Source organism: Aminobacter anthyllidis (genome assembly GCF_018555685.1).
Lineage (GTDB): Bacteria > Pseudomonadota > Alphaproteobacteria > Rhizobiales > Rhizobiaceae > Aminobacter > Aminobacter anthyllidis.
Window position 1 is genome coordinate 590,090 of sequence record NZ_JAFLWW010000002.1, and the last position, 20,782, is coordinate 610,871.

The following is a 20,782-nucleotide window of genomic DNA, read 5'->3' on the forward strand; positions in this document are numbered from 1 at the left end:
CTCCGCTGGATTTCGGCGTGTCAGCCCCGCTGTCCGGTGAGGCGTACTACGCGCAGTGCGACGAGCACGCAGAGCGCGGGCGCCAGCGCAAAGATGGTGCCGAGCCAGACGGCGGCGTTGGCGGCGCCCTCAACGCCGCCGGGCTCCACGATGCCCGCGAAGTTGGCCACCATGCCGGCGCAGGCGGTGCCGAGGGCCATGAAGAACAGCTGCACCGTCGTCATGCCGCCGGCGGCGAGATCCTGCTCGGTGGGCGGGGCACACTGGAAGATGCGGGTGACGAGCCCCGGCCAGGTAACGCCGACGCCGAAGCCGACGAGCAGCAGGCCAAAGCCGATCGGCAGGAGCAGCGACCAGTCGCCGGCGCCGTTGACAGGCATGAACAGCGCAAACAGCACGAGGCCGGCCAGCACGAGCAGTGGACCAAGCACCATCAGGCGGTCGGCATGCGCCTGCCAGCGTGAACTCATGAACGACGCAATGCTCCAGCCGAGCGACATGACGGCCGCGATGTAGCCGGACCAGAGCGGCGACTGGCCATGAAGGTTCTGCAGCAGGTAGGGCACGAAGATCTCCGGCTGTATCGCCAGCATCAACAGCGCGACGGTGAGGTAGAGCGCGCCCAGCGGCGTCGAGACATTGAACGCGCCGCGCGGCAGCAGGCGTGCGCTGGCCCGTGCATCGACGCCGGAGATCAGCACGATGAGGGCAAGGCCGGCGCCGAGCCCGGCGAGGTTCCATGCCAACTGCGCCGACAGGCTGCCGGCGGACACGGCGAGCACGGCAACGGTGAGCATGACGAGCTGCAGGAACGGCACGGCGACGCGTTCATTGGTGTCCCGGCTCTTCCTGGGTAGGGTGACGTAGGCGACGATGGCGAAGGCAAGGCAGAACGGCAGCAGCGAGGAGAAGCCGAGCCGCCATGCACCATATTCGGCAAAGATGCCGCCGATGGCGGGGCCGATCAGCGTGGCGATACCGAACATGGCCGAGGTGAGGCCGATGGCCCGTGCCCACAGATGCTCCGGCAGGACGATGCGGATCAGGGCGTAGGCGAGCGCGAACAGGAAGCCGCCACCGAGCCCCTGGATGGCGCGGCCGACGAGCATGACCGGTATGCTGGGGGCGAGCGCGCAGGTCAGCGTGCCCAGGGCGAAGATCGACGTGGCGAGTACATAGGCGCCGCGTGGCCCGCTGCCGTTTAGCAGCTTTGCCGTCAGCGCCGAGCCGAGGATCGAGGCGACGACGAACAGGGTCGTTGCCCAGGCGTAGAAATCGAGCCCGCCAATGTCGGCGATGACCGACGGCATGGCCGTCGTTGCGATGTACATGTTGACGGCGTGCAGGGTGACGCCGCCGGCGAGCGCAAAGGTGTAGATGCCGTGCCTGCCGCTGAAGAGGTCGCCCCAGCCGGCGGGTTTCGGCGCGACGGCAGCCGCCGCGTTGCCGGCCAGGGGCGCCGGCTGTTCAAGATCGAAGTCCATGTCGGCCTTTCCATTTTTCGTGCCGACACGGTCTGTAGAACCTCAAGCGCTATTGAGGTCAACAGACAAAAGACAAATGGATGTGGCCTGTGGGCAGCGACGAGACTGTCCGCGGGTTAGAGCAACGCGCCGAAATTGTTCGCGGCGTGGGCTGCTATGGCTGGCCACAGGCTTCCGGTCCGATGGCGTAGCCAGCCGCAGACCAGGCCGATGAGAAAGACCGAGGCCATCGTCGTTGCGTCGGGCATGGCGGCCAACAGCACCCACCCGGGGAAATGGATGACCAGGAATGCAACTGAGGTGACGCCGATGGCCAAAGCGGGGCCCCAACGCTCGGCCAGCCGGGTCTGGATGACGCCCCTGAAAACCAGTTCTTCAACGGCTGCGGCGACGACGATCCAGCCATATTCGGCCAGCGGCAAGGACGACAGCTGGCCGGAGCCCAGCGCACGCCCTCCTCGGTGATCTCGCTGAACATCGGCAGGCGGTTCAGCACGCCGCGGTCACGGGCCGCCTTGAGCGCCGGCGTCCACGGATGCCGGTGACAGAGACGACCGAGCCCGGACGAGGCCCCGCCTCACCCTGTCCTCGACGATCGCCACGGCAGCATGGCCGTCGTGCTCGCCGCCTTGTCGCTGCTTGGCCTCGGCAGCGCGGTGTCGTGGCAGTTGAGACGACAGAGGGGATTGCGGAAATGGCACGTGCGTCGTTCAGTCGATAGCTGACTCACTTTGGCGGCCCAAGCGCTTTCAGGAGCAGGTTGGCGGCAGGGACGGACGCACCATCTCCGGTAAGAGCGACCGCGACGATGGCGTTGTCTGAAGGCGAATAGGCAACAACTGCGCTGGCGCCAGGGGTGCCGCCGGCGTGCCCGATCCAGCGTATCGACCGGGAATCATCGGTCACGTCGAAGACCATGATCCCCAAGCCATAATAGGTGCCTGGATCGAACATAGGGTAGAGCTTCCTGGCCATCGCCCGGACCGTGCCGTCTGACAACAGGCGTCCGCCGAGCAAAGCGGCCCAGAAGCGGGTCATGTCGGCCGCGTCACTCACGATAGGACCAGCCGCGCCAGCCCAGCTTGGGTCAATAGGCTTTTCATGTACCGCCGTCAGTGGCGCGACACCAACGGCTCCGCCACCTGGAACAAGCGCCCGCATCGAGGTGAGCCCAAGCGGCGCAATGATCCGCGTGGTGATCGCTGCATCGATCGATCGGTGATCGACCTTCCGGACAATTTCGCCAAGAAGGTCGTAGCCCGTGTTCGAATAGCGCCAGCGTCCCCCTGGGCAGAACATAGCCCCATGCCTGCGCGCAATCGCAAGGTTCGCCGCCGGATCGCGATAGCGCGGATCAGCATGCGCTTTCAGATCCTCATTGGCACTGAATAGCCCGCTGGTGTGGGCGAGCAAATCACGGACTGTCGCAACATCGCCATTCGGTACGTCCGGCACCCAAAGTGAAACCGGGTCATCAAGGGATAGTTTCCCCTCCTCAGCGAGTTGCAGGATGACGACCGCAGTGAAGGTCTTTCCAGCGCTGGCCCAAAACAGCCGTGGTGCATCTGTTGGAGCGCTGGTCTGTTGCCATAGACCCTTCCCAGGTATGGCGACCGCGGCCGTAATCGCTGACGCGGCTGTAAAGGCTTGGATACGCTCGTAGGTGACGTCGAGGCGACGCGTGGTTTCCGCCGGCAGCTCTTTATTCGGAACGGGCGGGGTCGCCGTGATGTCAACGGGGGCATGCAGCGGCGACCCCACATAGGCAGCGTGAACAGCGCAGTGAACTGGCTGATAGTCCGCCGCATGAGCGGGGATGCCAAACGCTGCGAGGCTCGCCACCCCAAAAACGGCAAGGATGAATTTGCAAGGTCTGCGCGTGGTTTCGATCCGACGGAAATGACGTTCGGAGAGCGAGGGTAGATAGACGGGGCTCATTGACGTTTGCATCCGGCGCGATCGAGCATGTCCTTGACGATCAAGGGTGTTGCCGGCGTTTCCGCTGTGTCTTGACCCGCAGCAGCGGCCTTGAGGGCCTGACGGACACTCCCTGCGTTCACGCGTAACGATGTCCGACAGGTCGCGTTGCCCATGCTGACAACCGCACCGGCGGCCTCGCCTACGCCGGCAAGGTAGGCGGCAAGAACTTGCTGCGCCGTCCGATCGGTCGGAGCCTTCTCCAGCATCTGCATCACCTGAGCGACTGAGATGAGGCCACGGGAGGTGGATGGCGTGGCCGTTGATGGCGATGCAGCGGGAATGGCGACGACGCAGGTGACAAGACTGATAGCCAGTTTGGCGAGGCGACGAGACATGCAGGAACTCCTATGTTGGCCGTCACATTGATCGATAATAAAAAATTATTGTCAAACGATAATTTTTTGGGACCATAGTTTGATTCAGGCAAAGGAAAGAGAGAAGTCGTCCAGACATGGCCCAATCACAAACGATGATCGACATGACCGCCACGAGGGGCCTCGAATTGCGGATTCGACGTCTCAGTTGACTGATGGCGACGGGTTGCCTCGTCACATCCGGGCTGCTCACCGCGGCAATGTTCTTCTATTGGTTCATGACGCCGACGCGCACGCTGTTCAGCGCGGCGGCGATTGCGGATGCCCCTGCGACAGGGACCGATCTTTCCATTCGGGCACTGGCGTTCGGAATTTCGATGGTCCCGCTCGGTACATGGATCTACGGATTTCTATGCGCACGTCGTTGCTTCGATGCCTTTGCGGTTGGCCATGTCTTCGCCAGCGCGGGATGATTTCGTCCGGTGCGCCGGCGCGGCCCGTCAAGACATCGGCGGGGTGGTTGCGCGGGCCAGGCTGGCTGTCTTCGCTGCTCAGGCGAGCCCGAGATATGCCGCCAGTTCGCGCGCGGCGGCCCCGCCGGCCCTGTTGGCGCCGATGGTCGAGGCCGACGGGCCGTAGCCGACAAGATGGATGCGCGGATCCCTTGAAACCTGTGTCGCCAGGCGGCCGGACATGGTGATGCCGCCGCCCTCCTCGCGGATCTGCAGCGGCGCCAGGTGGTCGAGCGAACTGCGGAAGCCGGTGTTCCACAAGATGACGTCGGCGCGCTGCTCGGTGCCATTGGGCCAGCGGACGCCGTGCTCGGTGATCTCGCTGAACATCGGCAGGCGGTTGAGCACGCCCCGTTCACGGGCGGCCTTGAGCGCCGGCGTCCACGGGATGCCGGTGACCGACACGACCGAGCCCGGTACCAGCCCTCGCCGCACCCTGTCCTCGACGATCGCGACACCGGCGCGCCCGTCCTCCTGCGTGAACGGACCGTCGCGGAACTGCGGCTCGCGGCGCGTGACCCAGGTCGTGGAAGCGACGCGCGAGATCTCATCGAGCAGCTGCAGCGCCGAAATGCCGCCGCCGACGATGACGACATGCTGGCCGGCGAATTCCTCGGCGTTGCGGTAGTCGCGGGTGTGGAGCTGCCGCCCCTCGAACCGCTCGGCGCCAGGATAGGTTGGGATGACCGGCGTTTCCCAGGTGCCGGTGGCATTGACGATGCCACGCGCCGAAAAGGTCTCGCGGTCGGTTTCGACGCGCAGCCGCGCGCCACGGTCACAGACGACCTTGACCGTCACTGGACGGTAGACCGGCAAGTCGAATTTGCGCTCATAGGCGGCGAAGTATTTCGGCACGGCAACCGACGCCCGGACCTCGGTCGCGCCCTCCTCGACGACGTCGGCGAACTGCATGCCGGGCAGGTCGTGGATGCGGTTGACGGTCGACAGCGTCAGCGACGGCCAGCGATATTGCCAGGCGCCGCCGGCCTCGGGCGACTTGTCGAGGATGACGAAGTTGCGGCCGGGCTGGAGGCCGAGCTTACTAAGATTGTAGGCAGTGGAAAGCCCCGCCTGGCCAGCACCGATGACGACGATGTCGGTCTTGTAGGCCGTGCGGACGTCGCCCTTCGCGGGCGACGGTTCGGATGGCAAGCGTTCGGTATCTTGGTCGGACATGGCCGAGCAGAGATAAGCAACCGTGGCGAGAGGCGCAACGGGCCAGGGCGAACGCCTGGAACGACTGGCCACCAAGTGTCGTCGGCCATCCAAAGCCGCCGCCAACTAGATGGTCAGGAGCGTGAAATGGACTCGATCAACCTCGTGCTTCTTGTCGAGCGCATCGCCAAGTCGCATGCATCAGCGGTCGGCACCGTCGGCTGCCTCGCGGTCCATCCGAATTCCCGCAACGTCGTTCCCGGCCAGATCAGCATGACCGTCGACCTGCGCCACCCCGAGTACGACAAGCTTGATGCCATGGAAGCAACGTTCCGGCAGGAGATCCGCGCCCGTTTCGACGGACGTCTCACCTGCAGCCTGACCGAGATCTGGCGAAGCCCGGCCGTCAAGTTCGACAGCAGGTGTATCGACGCCGTTGCCGCGGGCGCGGCCGCTGCGGGCTACAGCAGCCTGAGGCTGCATTCGGGCGCCGGCCACGACTCCGCCTACATCGCCCGTGTCGCACCGACATCGATGATCTTCATCCCCTGCCTCAACGGCCTCAGCCACAATGAGGCGGAGTCGTCGACCAAGGAGCAGTGCCAGGCAGGAGCGCAGACACTGCTGAATGCTGTACTCAGCCTGGACCGAACAGTTGGACAACTGCCTTCCACACAGGAGCTGCACGTCTGTAGGAATTTCTGAAGTGGGGTGGAGACCTCATGCCGGACGCGCCAAGCTGCTCTCTAGTCTAGTTGGCGCAATGGCCGGCTCAGCCAGAACCCAGACCGACATCACGTTCAAGGAATTCAAGTGATCTGGCCGCGCGCTGCCACCGGCTCCGCCCGGACATAATACTCGCCCCTGACGAGATGCACGGAATCGACCATGTTGCTGACCACGCAGGCGTGGTTGGGAACAATGCGCAGAAGTTCGCCGACCACAGGCGCCTGTTCGCTGGCGTACTCGATCCTTCCATGCTCCTCGTTGAGAGAAATGACCGAGCAATCGGCACGCTCCAGTACCATGCCGTAGCCGCTCATGCCGAAAAGGTCGGACGTCAGCACCTTTGTGCCGGCATCGACGATCGTGCGGCCGCGCGCGGGCGAACTGATGACGGTGGTCAGCACCGTCAGCGCGCAATCCTCGACGCCGCATGCGCCGGCGGCGACGAGCGAGCGATCATTGTAGATGTAGCTGCCCGGCCTGTATTCGGTCAGGCTTGCGTGTCGTTTCATTGCGTAGAGATCGGGGGTCCCGCCGCCGGATACGGTCTGGGTCTCGATGCCGGCCTCGCGAATGAGGCGCGCGGCATCGTCTAGCCATTCGGAGGCCGCGTTGCCCTGTCCGGGCGCGGGATAGGTCATCACGCCGGCGAAGCGCAGCCCCGGAGTGTCCGAGATCAAGCGGGCGAGCTTGAGCGCCTCTTCCGGTGTCAACACACCGCACCGCTGCATGCCGGTGTCGCATTCCACCAGGACGCCGATTTCGCTCCTGGCATTGGCGAATGCGCGGGCCAACCCCTCGATAACCGAAGCGCTGTCGGCAACCACCGACAGGCGGCACCTGTCCGCAAGACGCCTGAGCCGCCCAAGCTTGCGCTCGCCGACAATGTTGTAGGTAATCAGGATGTCATCGATTCCGGCATCGGCCATCACCTCGGCTTCGCCGATCTTCTGCGCCGTTATGCCAACCGCCCCCGCCGCCAGTTGGGCGTGGGCCAGTAGCGGCAATTTGTGCGTCTTGATGTGGGGCCGGACTGTAACGCCGAGCTTGTCACACTGCTCCTGGCAGCGCCTGATGTTTCGTTCGACGACATCAAGGTCGATCAGCACCGCGGGCGTGTCGACGACGTTGCGCCAGCGCAGGGGCCCGGCTTGTGGCAGCATCAGCGGCGTAGCGTTCATTCTTTTCCGTCCAGGGATTTGACGTTGCGCAGATAGTCGAGAACCATTTCGGTCATATGCTGGAGACGCACCTCTTCCGCACCCTTCCCGAGCAGATCGCGATTGAAGACCACGCCGAGCGTCCAGCGATTGGCCAGGAAGAAATAGCCCAGGCCGACGATCGAGACATAAAGTTCGACGACATCGACATTCGACCGGAAAATGCCCTGCTCCTGACCGCGGCTAATCAGCTCGCTCAGGCGCCGCGATAGCGGCGTGAACATGCTGCGGATGCTCTCCGATCGCTCAAGGTGCTGGGCCTTCATCAGATTTTCGGAGTTCACCAGCACGATGAATTCCGGATGATCGACGAAGTACTGGTAGGTGTGCGCGATGAGCTCGCGGATGCCAGCTTCCGGCTCGAACTCAGCCAGAACCAGGGCCTCGTTCTGCGAGCGAAGCTCCTGGTAGATATCCTCCAGGACGGCTACGAACAGATCATCCTTCGAACTGAAGTAGTGGTAGAGAACACCCTTGCTCATGCCCGTGCGGGTGGCGATCCGATCCGTGCGGGCACCATCGTAGCCGTTCTCGGCGAATTCCTCGCGAGCTGCCTCGATGATCACGAGCCTTGTGCGCTCGGGGTCGCGCTTTTTGCCAGCCGGCTGTGCTTCGCTTTCGGAGTCGCGCTTGCCTTTTGCTACCACCGGATACGCTCCTTCGTGTCAGCTGCGAAGAGATGGAGGTTGGTCGGGTCGAAGACGAGCCCGACGTTCTCTCCTTGTGTGAGATGCTGGCGGGCCCGGGACTGGACCGTCCATTTTTCGGAACCTACTGAAAGGATAACATTCGTTTCGCACCCGGTATGCTCGACGAGGTCTACCGTACCGGTGAGTTTGGCGCCCTCTGGCGAAACAACTTCCAGGTGTTGCGGCCGCACCCCTGCCACAACCTCCTTGTGGGCCGACGGTGGTACGTTGGCAAGGTCGATCGGACCTGAACCGGCATGGAATTCTAGCGTGGCTGATCCGTCTCCGGCCCCCAATGTTGCGTTGCCCAGATTGATCGTCGGAGAGCCAAGAAACCCGGCGACGAAAACATTTGCCGGCTTGTCGAAAAGCTCGAGTGGCGTGCCCACCTGCTCGACCTTGCCCCGGTTCATCACCACAATGCGATCGGCCATGGTCATCGCCTCGATCTGGTCGTGCGTGACATAGATCGACGTGGCGCCCAACGACTTGTGCAACTGGCGGAGCTCGATGCGCATGTGGTGCCTGAGTTTCGCGTCGAGATTGCTCAGCGGTTCGTCGAAAAGGAAAGCCCTGGGCTCTCGCACCATCGCCCTGCCCATCGCGACGCGCTGGCGCTGTCCTCCCGAAAGGGCACGCGGCTGCCGATCAAGAAGCGCATCGAGATGCAGCGTGTTGGCAACTTCGGCGACAGAACGTCCAATTTCGTCCTGGCTGGCGCCGCGTAGCTTCAGGGGAAAGCCGATATTCTGCGCGGTCGTCATATGCGGGTAAAGCGCATAGGTCTGAAACACCATCGCGAGATCACGCCTCTGCGGTCCGATGTCGTTAACGACCTCACCGTCGATGGCTATGGTGCCTGCCGAGATGGACTCCAGTCCAGCGATCATCCGCAAGAGCGTGGACTTGCCGCATCCCGACGGGCCGACCAGAACGACGAATTCGCGATCCTCGATTGCGATACTGACGTCGTCTATGATCGTGACCGAACCATATTGCTTGCGAATATTGCTGAGATTGATCGAAGCCATTCAGCTCCTCCTACTTGACCCCACCAAGCGCCATTCCCCCGATGAGGTAGCGCTGGATGGATGCAAAGACGATTGCGACAGGCACCGACGCAAGCAACGTCGCGGCCATGATGAGATGCCATTCAATTTGGTAGAGAGTGCCTGTCAGGAATGCGATCTGAACCGGCGCGGTCTGCTGGCTGACTTGACGCAGCAGCGTCAGCGACATTGCGTACTCGTTCCAGGAATTGACGAAGGTGAAGATTGCCGTGACGACGATGCCGGGAAGGCACAACGGCAGGAAGACCCGGACGAAGGCGCTGAACCGGCCGGCGCCGTCGATCCATGCCGCCTCCTCGAGATCCTTTGGAATGGTCGCGAAATAGCTCTGCAGCATCCAAACGGCAAAGGCCATGAAGAAGGCGCTGTGCGCGATGATGACCGACAGCAGGCTGTTGACCAGGCCGAAATAGGCAAACATTCGAAACAGGCCGACGATCAGGACGATCGGCGAGATCATCTGGGTGATAAGCAGGTAGTTGGTCAGCGCGCCTTTGGCAGGCACCCTCATCCGGGTGAGCGCATAGGCGGCAGGTATGGCAACGGCAAGTGACAGAACTGTCGCCCCGATGCTGATCGCAAGCGAATTTGCCAATGCCCGTCCAAAACCCTTTTCGAACAGGAGTTCGGCAAAATTGCCGAGATAGAGTTCGCGCGGCAACCAGGTCCGATTGAAGGTGAATATCTCATCCTTCTGCTTCAACGACGTCGACAGCATCGTTGCATAGGGAAACAGAACGACCAGGAGGAAGGGCGACAGAAGCGCCCAGCACACGAGACTTTTCTTCGCCTTAGTCATCGTTGCGCGCTCCCTGCGACTTGGTCAGAAACAGATAGACGAGGGCAAAGACCAGAAGGATTGCAAACATGACCATCGAGCCAGCTGCTGCGTTGCCCAGCTTGCCGAACGCAAAAGCCTGTTTGTAGACGTAGGTGATCAGAATGTCGGTCCGGTTGGCGGGACCGCCATTGGTCATGATCCAGATGATCGGGAAAGAATTGAAAACATAGATGACATTGAGGACGAGCGCGATCTGCATGAACGGCCACAGCAACGGCAGCGTGATGTAGTAGAAGCTCTTGGTCGACGCGGCTCCGTCGATGGCGGAGGCCTCGTACAGGGACTCCGGGATGGACGTCAGCCCACCGAGAAGAATGGTCACCGTAAACGGCACCGACACCAGAATTCCGATCAGTATCTCGATGAGGAACGCCATCCTGGCGTCCGCCAGCCACGGATAATTCTCGAACGGCAGGCCAAGTGCGGCCAGCGTCATGTTGAGCGTGCCGAAGTCACCATTCACCACATAGCGCCAGACCACCGCCGTCATCGCCAGCGAGATGGCCCACGGCAGCAGCACGATCGTCCGGGCGATTGTCCGGCCGTAGAAATCCTCATTGAGGATCAAGGCAATCGGCACCGAAACCAGCAGGGTTCCGCCGACCACGCAGACGGTCCAGATCACCGTCTGGCGCGCGGCCTGGAGAAAAACCGGGTCGGCGAACGCCTTGGCAAAGTTGGCAAGGCCAGCAAACTCGCGGACAACACCAGTACGGCTCACGTCAAAGAGCGACATGCGGATCACGTCGAATATCGGATAGCCGATCACGGCGACCGAAAGCAGCAGACAAGGCGCAATCAGGATCAGCGCGAAGGCCGGCCCCGGCAGCCCGAGTTTGCTCGACCGGCCAGCGCTTGCGGCCCGTCTGGGAGCGGTCTTCTCAATTCCCGGCATACGCGCTTTACCTTTGAGGAAGAGCGGTGGCGTGGTCGTCACGCCACCTGAGTAGAATGGGATCGCTCGCAGGCGACGATTTCAGGACTTATTCTTCTTCGGCAAGAATCGCGTCCATCTTCGCGGCGGCCTGCTTCAGGCCCTCCTCGGCCGAAACCTCACCCGAGTAAATCCTGGACAGTTCGGTCTTGAGGCCATCCGCCATCTCTTCCCAACGCGGGAACAGCGGCGCGAACTTTGCCATCGATCCCATTTCCAGAAACACCGACATCTTCGGGTTCTCGGTGAAGAAGGGCTCGGTCGATTCCGCCTTCAGGACGGGCACGAAGCCTTCGAGCTTGCCGAATTCAAGCCTGTTTTCCTTGTTGAAGATGAACTCCAGGAACTTCATCGCCTGTGGCTTCACCTTCGAGGATTCAAGGACCGCGATGGTGTCGGTGACGCCATAGGTCGCCTCGGTCGTGGCGACCGGAATGCGGCTGATGCCGTACTCGACATCCTTGCCCTGTTCGGCGAGCTGCGCATTGAACCAGGGACCCGACAGGACCATGCCCATCTTTCCGGCGGCGAAGAGATTCTGCAGGTCCTCGCGGCTCGAACCGGTGACGCCCGGCTGAGTGACATTCGCCTTGATCATGCGCAGATAGTTGTTGGTCGCCGTCACGGCCTCAGGCGAGGCGAAGCCGCTCTTGCCGTCCGGCCCCAGGATGGCGCCGCCATGGGTCCAGAGGCTGTAGAACCAATAACCTTCGGTATCCAGATCCCGGCCCTGAACGCCAATGCCATAGACTCCATCGCCCAGCGCATCGATCTTCTTCGCCGCCTCGAACGCTTCGTCCCAGGTTGCCGGCGGCTTTGCGATCCCCGCCTGCTCGAGCAGCTTCTTGTTGTAGAACAGCCCCCGTACCGATGCCGCAATCGGCAGTCCCCAGGTATGGTCGCCCTGCTTCTGAAGGTCGAGATAGGTCGGCACGAAGGTGTCGGCAAAGCCGGGCGACATCAGGCCTTCGATCGGGGCAAGCGCGCCATCCTTGGCAAATCCCGCCATCCAGCGCGTCGCCATATGCGAGATATCGGGCGCAGTACCGGCTGAAATGTCGCTCACCAGCTGCTGCTGCATCTCCGGCCAGGGCAGATGCTCGATCTTGACCTCGATGTCAGGATTGGCTGCATTGAACTTTTCCGCCAGCCCCTGGAAAAACGGGCCCGTTTTCGTGCTGTATTCCGCGACTCTGACCCGAACTGTTTCCTTGGCCCAAGCGCTACCGGAGTGCAGCAACGCTGCTGCGGTGGCCGTACCAACAATCAACGCGGCCAAAAACTTCTTGCCCATGAGTACCTCCCAAATGGTGCTGCAGATGTCGAATGACGCAGCCATCTGGAATGAAAATGGTGTCGTTGTCAATATTGACTGACCAGTCAGTATGTGCTTTTTTGATGACAGATCACTGACCCATTTGAACGGCCCGAGGCCACCTAAAGGTGCCGCAAGGGGCCCTACCGGAGACGAACTCGCCAATGGCACGACGGACAATTCTACAGGGCGGCCACGTCTTGGCCTTCGGCGACACAACGGGCGCAATTGCCGACGTCGCCATTGTTGACGGTCGCATTGCCGCCATCGGCACTGGCCTGTCGCGCCCGGACGATATCGTCGTCGATGCGCGAGGCGCAATCGTCCTGCCGGCGCTGACCGACATCCACACGCATATCTACTGGGGCGCCACCTCGCTGGGCGTGCGGCCCGAACTGGTTGCGCATCGATCCGCGACCGGAACCTTCGTTGACGCCGGTTCGGCCGGAGCAGGAAACTTCGAAGGCCTGAAAACCTTCATCTTCGAACCCCTGCCCTTCCACGCCTTTGCCTTCCTCAACATCTCGTTTCCGGGAATCTTCGGCTTCTCCAAGCGCGTGATGGTCGGTGAATGCTGCGACATGCGCCTCGTCGACGCCGAAAGCTGCATCGAGGCCGCGCAGGCCTATCCGGAGCAAATCGTCGGCATCAAGGTGCGTGCCGGCCGCAAGGCTTCCGGCGAAAACGGCGGCGCCGCTCTCGAGGTGGCACTTGAGGTGGCCGAGCGGCTCAAGCTGCCAGTGATGTGCCACGTCGACCTTGACCCTCCCTCGATCGAGGAAGTCCTGCAACGCCTGCGTCCAGGCGACATCATCACCCATTGCTGCCGGCCGGATCCGAATGCCGCGACCGAAAATGGCCGCGTCCGCGAGGCGGTATGGCGGGCTCGCGAGAGCGGCGTACACTTCGACATCGGCCATGGCATGGGCGGATTTTCCTTCCGTGTCTGCCGCGAGATGCTGGCCGAAGGCTTCGTGCCCGACCTGATCAGTTCGGACATCCATTCTCTTTCGGTCAACGGTCCTGCCTACGACCTTCTGACGACGATCAACAAGATGATTGCGCTCGGCGTGGACCAGACGACGGCCCTTGCCGCCGGCAGCGCCAATCCGGCGAAGGTGATCGGCCGTCCCGACCTAGGCCGCATCGCCGTCGGCGACGAAGCCAATGTTGCCGTACTGAAATGGCGGGTCGAACCCTGGACCTTCAGGGACGCGGCCGGCGAAGGCCTCGACGTTTCGACAAGGCTGGCGTGCGATCGCCTCATCGTGAAGGGTCGCCAGATCGACCCCGCGGGCGGCAGCCATCCCATGCAATCCCAGTAAGAATCCAAGCGGAACAACGACGATGGAACACAGCGTAGTTCAGGCGCAGCATTTCATAGCGGGCAAGTGGACGCCCTCGCACAGCGGTCAGACGTTTGAAGCGCGGTCGCCCTATGACGGCAAACTCCTGGCAGTGCTTGCCGAGGGCGACCGCCCCGACGCGCAGGATGCGATCAAGGCGGCTGAAGCCGGTCACAATGCATTGTCGAAGATGTCGGCATGGGATCGAGCACGTCTCTGCAATCGCGTCGCCGATGTCATCGAGAAGCGCCGAGGCGAGCTCGCCCTTACCCTTGCCCGCGAACAAGGCAAGCCACTGGCGTCGGAAGCCTATGGCGAGATCGATGCAGCCGCCACCGGATTCCGGGAAGCCGGTGAACTGATCAAATGGCTCGAAGGCGAGTTCATCCCGGTCGAGACGCCAGGCAAAAGGGCCATAAGCTTCCGCCAGGCACGCGGCGTCTACGCGATCGTGACGCCTTGGAATTTCCCGATCAACATTCCGGTCGAGTACCTCGCGCCCTGTCTAGCCGCAGGCAATGCGGTGGTTTGGGTGCCTGCGCCGACGACATCGCTTTGTGCCGTCAAGCTGATGGAATGCATCGCCGAAGCTGGCCTTCCCGATGGAGCGGTAAACCTTGTCCTCGGCCCGGGCGCGGTTGTCGGCGACGAGATCGTCTCCAACCCCGGCACGCATGGGATCGGTTTCACCGGCAGTCCGCAGACCGGAAGCGCCATCGCAAAGCGTGGAGCCGGCAAGCCGATGCTGCTGGAACTCGGCGGCAACGGACCAGTCATCGTGCTCGATGACGCGGATCTCGATCGTGCGGCGCAGGCTGCCGCCTTTGGCTGCTTCTTCAATGCCGGACAGGTCTGCGCCGCCACCGGCCGAATCCTCGTCACCGAAAAGAACCACGACGCCCTCGCCGCCCGCATCGCAGGCATCGCAGAGACGATCCGCCTTGGCGATCCGCTGCTCGCGGAGACGACGATGGGGCCGCTGAACAACCCCCAGGTGGTCGCCAAGGTCGAACAACATGTGGCGGACGGCTTGGCCCGCGGGGCAAACCTTCTCACCGGCGGAAAGAAGGGGGCGGGTCTGTTGTACCACCCCACGGTCATGGGACGCGTCGACCGCAAGGCGCTGCTCAACACTTCCGAGACCTTCGGTCCCGTGGCGCCCCTGGTGATTTGTGCCGATGACGCCGACCTGCTCGATACCGCTAATGCTTCATCGCACGGACTCGCCGCCAGTGTGTTCACGCGCGACTTGAGCCGCGCCTTTTCATTCGGTGAAAAGCTGCGAGCCGGCCTCGTCAACATCAACAGTGCGAGCTGCTACTGGGAACTTCACCTGCCGTTTGGCGGCGCCTCCGGCAAGGCCAGTGGCCTGGGCCGCCTCGGCGGCAAGCACACGCTGCGCGAAGTCACCGACGTCAAGACGATCACGTTCGACATCAGCTGAGGAACAGGCCGGGCTGGAGCGTCCACCCGGCCCGCCACACCGACAATCAAACGCGCGCCGGCATCACGCCGGCCGCCCGGTCCCCGGACCGAACTCCAGCCAATCGCAGTGAGGAACGATGCGACTTTGTAGTTATCTCCATAACGGCCGAGCCGGATATGGCGTGGTGGCGGACGACCGCGTCATCGCCATCAGCAGCGTCCTTGGCGACAGCTTTCCAACGCTGGCCAGTCTGTTGGCCACTGATGACTTCCTTGAGCGCTGCACGCAGGCCATGGGCCGCAGCCCCGAGCTGCCGCTTGCCGACATCGTGTTGCAGGCGCCGATTCCCAACCCGGGAAAGATCATCTGCGTCGGGCTGAACTACCACGACCACATGGTCGAGACCCGCCATGCGCCGACACAGCATCCGACCTTGTTTGCCCGCTTCGCCGACTCCCAATGCGCGCATGGCGAGCCGATGTTGATGCCATCGGTGTCCACCCAGTTCGACTTCGAGGCGGAGCTCGCCGTCATCATCGGCAGAAGCGGCCGCAACATCCTTGCGGATGCCGCATTGGATCATGTCGCCGGCTACTCTTGCTACAATGACGGCTCGGTTCGTGACTGGCAGGTCCACACGTCGCAGTTCTTGCCGGGCAAGAATTTCCCGGCCACCGGCGCATTCGGGCCGTTCCTGGTCACATCAGACGAGATTCCGGACCCGCAGGACCTTGCTATCAGTTGCCGGCTGAACGGCGAAGCCGTCCAGATGGCGCGCACCAGCCAGATGATCCACTCCGTGGCTGAACTGATTGCCTACGTCTCGCGCATCACCCCGCTCTCCCCCGGCGACGTCATCGTAACGGGCACGCCCGGCGGTGTGGGGTTCGCGCGCGTACCGCCCCTCTTCATGAAGGAGGGCGATCTTGTCGAAGTCGACATCGAAGGTGTCGGCCTGCTGCGCAACCATATTGCGCGGGAAACCATGCCAAGCGCCTAGCGGCAATGCGTGCAACACGGCTGTGCCTGCCTTGTCGGCTCAGCCGGCACTTGGCGAGGGGCGCGTTTGTTTATCCCGATGGCGACAGGCCCATCTGGCATTTTCATTTTTCAGGAGAGACACTATGGGCGAAGTGATTGATTTTACGTCTGGCGGCTACCGGTTCATCAAGGGTGTGTCGCAATATTCGGGCGGCGTGGCGGCCTTGCCGGGCTTTCGCCTGGAACGCGTGCGGTTTGCCCAGCCATTGCCATTTGCAGAAGGTTTTGCCGAGATCGAGAAGATCATCACGGCCGCGGACCGTCCTCTCACGGCATTTGCCGCATGCGAACTGCGCTCCCCGGCACCCTTTACCGAAGAGGGTTTCGTTGCCTTCAACAGCAGCTACACCAAGACGCTGAAGGCGTGGGGCCTGCTTGAGACGGGCCACAATCCCGTGGCGCGCAGCAATGTCTGTCCGCAGATCGCACCACCGCCAGTGCCGTCGATCTATGCGTTCTCGTTTACCTTGCCGACCGCAGAGACCGCGCCTTCCTTTGTCATTTCCGGATCCGCCGAGGTGCCCGAAGGCCATGCCGCCTATCGCGACCACATCGTCAGCCGTGGCGATCTCTCAGCCCACGGCCTGCGCACCAAGGCCAAGTTCGTGCTGGAGGAAATGGAGCGTCGTGCCGCGACGCTGGGCTTCGGCTGGGAGAACGCGACGGCGGTCCAAGTCTACACCGTGCACAACCTCTACCCGTTCCTGGCCGACGAAATCGTCAAGCGCGGTGCGGCGCGTGCCGGCCTGACCTGGCACTACAACAATCCGCCCGTCGTGGATCTCGAATACGAGATGGATCTCCGGGGCGTTGCCGCGGAACATGTCGTCTAAGAGCGTTCATCGGATGACCATGCGTACTGACATCGGCAGCTATGACTATGTCATCGTCGGGGCTGGTTCGGCCGGTTGCACGCTTGCAAACCGGCTGAGCGCGGACCCGGGCAAGCGCGTGCTGCTTCTGGAAGCAGGCGGTTCGGACAACTATCACTGGATCCACATCCCGGTCGGCTATCTCTACTGCATGGGCAATCCACGTACGGACTGGGGCTACCGGACAGCGAAGGAGCCAGGCCTGAACGGCCGCTCCCTCGCCTATCCACGCGGCAGGGTGATGGGCGGCTGCTCGTCCATCAACGGCATGATCTACATGCGCGGCCAGGCCGCCGACTACGACCACTGGCGCCAGCTCGGCAATCCGGGCTGGGGCTGGGACGACGTGCTGCCGCTGTTCAGGAAGTCGGAGGACCATCATAGCCTTTCCGACCAGTTCCACGGACGGGGCGGCGAACTCAGGGTGGAGCGCCAGCGCCTGAGCTGGCCGATCCTCGACGCGGTGCGCGAGGCTGCCGAAGAACTCGGCGTGCCGAAGGTCAACGATTTCAACAACGGCAGTAATTTCGGCTCTTCCTATTTCGAGGTGAACCAGAAATCCGGTTTCCGTTTCAATGCCGTTCGCGCCTTCATCAAGCCGGTGCGGCATCGCAGGAACCTTACGATACTCACCCATGCGCAAGCCGAACGCATGATGTTTTCCGGCCGCAGGGTTACGGGACTGGACCTCAGTCTCGGCGGCAAGCCCGCGCATGTGAAGGTGGAGGGCGAACTCATCCTCTCCGCGGGAGCGATCGGCACGCCACAGCTGCTGCAATTGTCGGGCGTCGGACCGCAGGAGCTTCTGCGGCATCACGGCATCGAGGTCATACACAACCTGCCCGGCGTAGGTGAAAACCTGCAGGACCATCTGCAGATCAGGACCGCATTCAAGGTTTCGGGAGCGGACACGCTGAACGAGCGCCAGGCCAGCCTCACGGGCAAAGCCCTGATCGCGCTCGAATATGCCCTGAAGCGCTCGGGGCCGATGTCGATGGCGCCGAGCCAGCTCGGCATCTTCATGAAATCCGATGCGCGCTTCGACACGCCCAACATCGAATTCCATGTCCAGCCGCTCTCCTTGGAATCCTTCGGCCAGCCGCTGCACAGCTTCCCGGCAGTCACCGTATCGGTGTGCAATCTCAGGCCGGAATCGCGCGGTCACGTGCGCATCGTCTCCGCCCGGCCCGGCGATCATCCGCAAATCGCGCCCAACTACCTGTCCACCGAAGGCGACCGTGAAGTCGCCGTCGCATCAATAACCATCGCCCGCAGACTGATGGAAACCAAACGCATGGCGCAATTCCTCCCCCAGGAATTCAAGCCGGGCGTGCACATACAGGCGCCCGAGGAGCTCGCGCATGCCGCAGGCGACATTGCCACGACGATCTTTCATCCTGTCGGTACGGCTCGAATGGGCAATGACGACATGGCAGTGGTCGACCCGCAATTGCGCGTACACGGCATTGAGGGGCTGCGCATCGCCGATTGCTCGATCATGCCGACAATCATCTCCGGCAACACGCATGCAGCAGCGGTCATGATCGCCGAAAAGGCGGCGCAACTGATCATGTAAGCGCCTTCGCCTGCCGGTCGCGGGTGCCTCTTGCACCTCGGGACGGCAACGCATCCTCCATCTTGAAGCGACCGTATCTACTTCACCCCTATGCCGAGGAAAACATGCTCAAGCACTTGGTTGATGAACTTATTCCGGGCGACACGCGATGGCCGGCAGCCTCGGATGTCGGGGTGCACGGCGTGGTCATGCTGCGCTTGTTTAGCGGGCAGCCATCGCGCATCCTTGAGCAGCTATCCACGTCTCTCGATCGCAGTTCGGACGGTTTGCCCGGAACAGCCAATCGTGCGGCGATTGTGCAAAGATTTTCCGATACGCAGCCGGCTTTGTTCGAACAGATCTACACCGCGGCAGTGCTCGCATACTACGAGATGCCAGCCGTTATCGAGGCGATCCGGGCCAGCGGACGCCCCTACCACGCATCCTCCCATGAAGTCGGTTATGCCATGCCTGTCTTTGACCTTGAACGCGATACGCCGCGTCACGGTCGTGGATCCTACTTGCGAACCGAAGAGGTAGCACCGCTCGACCTGTCGTCGCTTGATCTCGACGCAGTGAAGACAACCAAATGGGGGCTGGAGCGATGAGCAGACAGCAAGTTTGTGACATCTTGATTGTCGGTGCCGGGGCTACCGGGTCTCTGGCAGCGCTGGTGCTCGCACAGGCAGGACTGGATGTGGTGTGCCTCGAGCAAGGATCGTGGGTGAATGCTGCCGACCGGCCGCATCGCCTCGCGGACTGGTCCTGGCAAAGGCGTACCGGCTGGAACCCTGATGTCAACAAGCGCGAACATGCCGATGATTATCCCGTCAATTCCGACTCGTCACAGATCCTGATGTGGAATGCCGTGGGAGGATCCACCAATGTTTATGGTGGTCTATGGCCCCGGTATCGTCCGTCGGACTTCCGAAAGGGGACCGAGCACGGACTGCAGCCCGACTGGCCCATCACCTATGAAGACATATCCCCCTTCTATGAACTTGCCGACAAGATCATAGGCGTCTCGGGACTGTCAGGAGACCGGGCGATGCCGCCACGCGAGCGCTGCCCGACGCGGCCATTGCCTGTGTCTGCCGTCGCGCGGCGGCTCTCGGCAGGTTTTGACGAGCTCGACTGGCACTGGTGGCCCGTGGAGGCATCCGTCATCTCTGAAGACTATGACGGCCGCCCTGGCTGCAACAACTGCGGCGTATGCAACGGCTGTCCTCGCGGCTCGATGAATGAGTTTGCGACATCGATCTGGCCCAAGGCTATCCGCGCCGGGTGCGACTTGCGAACCCAGGCCCGCGTTCTCAAGATTGAGAAAGGAGCCGATGGCCGCGCCACCGGCGTACATTATGTCGATCGCAAGACCGGCCAGGTCCTGTTTCAGAAGGCACGAATCGTCGTCGTCGCAGCAAACGGCGTGGGAACGCCGCGGCTTCTGCTCGCCTCGGAAAACCTGGCCAACGGCAATGACCAGGTCGGCCGCAACCTGCTGCACCACACGCTTGTTGCTTCCGAAATGTGGGTCAACGGCCCCATCGACGGCCATGTTGGCTTTGCCGCCTCGCTCATCTCCCGCGAGTTTGCGGAAACCGACATATCACGCGGTTTCGTAAATGGCTTCAATCTCAACTGTGTCACCTCGACCCCATCAGCAGGCGAGTTGGCGGCGGGATGGTTCTCCTCGGCCCGCGCACCCTGGGGTACCCACCACCATCAGTGGTTCGAGAAACACTTCGGCCATTCGATCGGCGTCTTTGCCATCGGGGATGACCTTCCCAACCCGGAAAACCGCGTGACGCTTGACACCACCCGAACAGATTCAGACGGAATGCCTGGGGCAAAGGTACAGTATGTGCCGGGCGAGAACGACAAGCGCATGATGAACTACATGCTTGATCGGCTGAAGGATCTTGCGCAAGCATGCGGCGCCGTCGAGTACCGCCTCCAGGACTACCGTGACCAGGCTGGCGTATATCGAACGCCCGCCTGGCACATGTTGGGCACGTGCCGGATGGGCAAGAACCCGGAAAACTCAGTGGTCAATGGTTGGGCCCAAAGTTGGGAGGTCCCTAATCTCTTCATCGTAGACGGAAGTGTCCTGACGACTGGCGGAACAGTGAACCCGACACCGACCATCTCAGCGCTGGCGCTACGCACCGCAGGCTACATACGCGACAACTTCGCTTCATTGTCCACAGCGTGAAACTCCAAGGCAATTCGCACCGACACCGCGCCGGCAAAGTCCCTGACCTGCCGGCGCGCTCAGCCTCAGGCAAACTTTGCCTCTGCAACC

20 protein-coding genes are annotated in these 20,782 nt (G+C 62.3%); 9 read left to right on the forward strand and 11 right to left on the reverse strand.

What is annotated here, in order from left to right:
* Positions 1-20 precede the first annotated feature (20 nt).
* From J1C56_RS07970 to J1C56_RS07985, 4 genes are all read right to left on the reverse strand, one after another.
* On the reverse strand, positions 21-1,484 hold the full coding sequence (locus J1C56_RS07970) for an MFS transporter (RefSeq protein ID WP_214387687.1): 1,464 nt from the start codon (positions 1,482-1,484) through the stop codon (positions 21-23).
* Between the two features lie 116 nt (positions 1,485-1,600).
* The gene (locus tag J1C56_RS07975; RefSeq protein ID WP_214387689.1) at positions 1,601-1,906 is read right to left on the reverse strand and encodes a CPBP family intramembrane glutamic endopeptidase; all 306 of its coding nucleotides are present in this window, start codon (positions 1,904-1,906) and stop codon (positions 1,601-1,603) included.
* A 304-nt stretch (positions 1,907-2,210) separates the two neighbouring features.
* Positions 2,211-3,422 (reverse strand): serine hydrolase domain-containing protein, encoded by a 1,212-nt coding sequence (locus J1C56_RS07980; RefSeq protein WP_214387691.1) that lies wholly within the window; start codon positions 3,420-3,422, stop codon positions 2,211-2,213.
* Positions 3,419-3,799 (reverse strand): chlorophyllide reductase, encoded by a 381-nt coding sequence (locus J1C56_RS07985; protein ID WP_214387693.1) that lies wholly within the window; start codon positions 3,797-3,799, stop codon positions 3,419-3,421. Before J1C56_RS07985 ends, J1C56_RS07980 begins: the two co-directional genes overlap by 4 nt.
* 194 nt (positions 3,800-3,993) lie before the next feature.
* Here J1C56_RS07985 and J1C56_RS07990 point away from each other — a divergent pair, with 194 nt between their 5' ends.
* Positions 3,994-4,251 carry a hypothetical protein gene (locus J1C56_RS07990; protein WP_214387695.1) on the forward strand — a complete coding sequence of 86 codons (258 nt, stop codon included), beginning with the start codon at positions 3,994-3,996 and terminating at the stop codon, positions 4,249-4,251.
* A gap of 78 nt (positions 4,252-4,329) precedes the next feature.
* On the opposite strand, the gene J1C56_RS07995 is transcribed toward J1C56_RS07990, so the two are convergent.
* Positions 4,330-5,466, reverse strand: coding sequence for an NAD(P)-binding domain-containing protein (locus tag J1C56_RS07995; RefSeq protein WP_214387697.1), 1,137 nt, complete (start codon positions 5,464-5,466; stop codon positions 4,330-4,332).
* Between the two features lie 75 nt (positions 5,467-5,541).
* Between J1C56_RS07995 and J1C56_RS08000 the strand changes: the two genes are divergently transcribed.
* Complete coding sequence (locus J1C56_RS08000) at positions 5,542-6,150, forward strand: M20/M25/M40 family metallo-hydrolase (RefSeq protein WP_338001413.1); 609 nt, start codon at positions 5,542-5,544, stop codon at positions 6,148-6,150.
* Between the two features lie 104 nt (positions 6,151-6,254).
* Here J1C56_RS08000 and J1C56_RS08005 read toward each other — a convergent pair whose 3' ends face one another.
* The 6 genes from J1C56_RS08005 to J1C56_RS08030 form a co-directional block, all read right to left on the reverse strand.
* Positions 6,255-7,352 carry a D-TA family PLP-dependent enzyme gene (locus tag J1C56_RS08005; protein ID WP_246591215.1) on the reverse strand — a complete coding sequence of 366 codons (1,098 nt, stop codon included), beginning with the start codon at positions 7,350-7,352 and terminating at the stop codon, positions 6,255-6,257.
* Positions 7,349-7,957: a TetR/AcrR family transcriptional regulator gene (locus tag J1C56_RS08010; protein WP_280223964.1), complete on the reverse strand. Its 609-nt coding sequence runs from the start codon at positions 7,955-7,957 to the stop codon at positions 7,349-7,351. Before J1C56_RS08010 ends, J1C56_RS08005 begins: the two co-directional genes overlap by 4 nt.
* A gap of 74 nt (positions 7,958-8,031) precedes the next feature.
* On the reverse strand, positions 8,032-9,111 hold the full coding sequence (locus J1C56_RS08015; RefSeq protein ID WP_214387701.1) for an ABC transporter ATP-binding protein: 1,080 nt from the start codon (positions 9,109-9,111) through the stop codon (positions 8,032-8,034).
* A gap of 10 nt (positions 9,112-9,121) precedes the next feature.
* A complete protein-coding gene (locus tag J1C56_RS08020; RefSeq protein ID WP_214387703.1) occupies positions 9,122-9,949 on the reverse strand; it encodes a carbohydrate ABC transporter permease in 828 nt (275 codons plus the stop codon).
* Positions 9,942-10,928 carry a carbohydrate ABC transporter permease gene (locus J1C56_RS08025; RefSeq protein WP_338001414.1) on the reverse strand — a complete coding sequence of 329 codons (987 nt, stop codon included), beginning with the start codon at positions 10,926-10,928 and terminating at the stop codon, positions 9,942-9,944. The genes J1C56_RS08020 and J1C56_RS08025 overlap by 8 nt, the downstream gene beginning before the upstream one ends.
* A gap of 46 nt (positions 10,929-10,974) precedes the next feature.
* On the reverse strand, positions 10,975-12,219 hold the full coding sequence (locus J1C56_RS08030; protein ID WP_214387705.1) for an ABC transporter substrate-binding protein: 1,245 nt from the start codon (positions 12,217-12,219) through the stop codon (positions 10,975-10,977).
* A gap of 185 nt (positions 12,220-12,404) precedes the next feature.
* Between J1C56_RS08030 and J1C56_RS08035 the strand changes: the two genes are divergently transcribed.
* The 7 genes from J1C56_RS08035 to J1C56_RS08065 all read left to right on the forward strand — a co-directional run bounded on the left by J1C56_RS08035 (position 12,405) and on the right by J1C56_RS08065 (position 20,692).
* Positions 12,405-13,565: an amidohydrolase family protein gene (locus J1C56_RS08035; RefSeq protein ID WP_214387707.1), complete on the forward strand. Its 1,161-nt coding sequence runs from the start codon at positions 12,405-12,407 to the stop codon at positions 13,563-13,565.
* Positions 13,566-13,587: 22 nt separating this feature from the next.
* Positions 13,588-15,030 (forward strand): aldehyde dehydrogenase family protein, encoded by a 1,443-nt coding sequence (locus J1C56_RS08040; RefSeq protein ID WP_214387709.1) that lies wholly within the window; start codon positions 13,588-13,590, stop codon positions 15,028-15,030.
* A gap of 118 nt (positions 15,031-15,148) precedes the next feature.
* Positions 15,149-16,012 carry a fumarylacetoacetate hydrolase family protein gene (locus tag J1C56_RS08045; RefSeq protein ID WP_214387711.1) on the forward strand — a complete coding sequence of 288 codons (864 nt, stop codon included), beginning with the start codon at positions 15,149-15,151 and terminating at the stop codon, positions 16,010-16,012.
* 124 nt (positions 16,013-16,136) lie between these two features.
* Positions 16,137-16,886 carry a 2-amino-5-chloromuconate deaminase CnbZ gene (gene cnbZ, locus J1C56_RS08050; protein WP_214387712.1) on the forward strand — a complete coding sequence of 250 codons (750 nt, stop codon included), beginning with the start codon at positions 16,137-16,139 and terminating at the stop codon, positions 16,884-16,886.
* A gap of 13 nt (positions 16,887-16,899) precedes the next feature.
* Entirely contained in the window at positions 16,900-18,501 is a 1,602-nt protein-coding gene (locus tag J1C56_RS08055) for a GMC family oxidoreductase (protein ID WP_214387714.1), read from the forward strand.
* Positions 18,502-18,605: 104 nt separating this feature from the next.
* Positions 18,606-19,088, forward strand: coding sequence for a hypothetical protein (locus J1C56_RS08060; protein WP_214387716.1), 483 nt, complete (start codon positions 18,606-18,608; stop codon positions 19,086-19,088).
* A complete protein-coding gene (locus tag J1C56_RS08065; RefSeq protein WP_214387718.1) occupies positions 19,085-20,692 on the forward strand; it encodes a GMC family oxidoreductase in 1,608 nt (535 codons plus the stop codon). Before J1C56_RS08060 ends, J1C56_RS08065 begins: the two co-directional genes overlap by 4 nt.
* Positions 20,693-20,782: the final 90 nt, after the last annotated feature.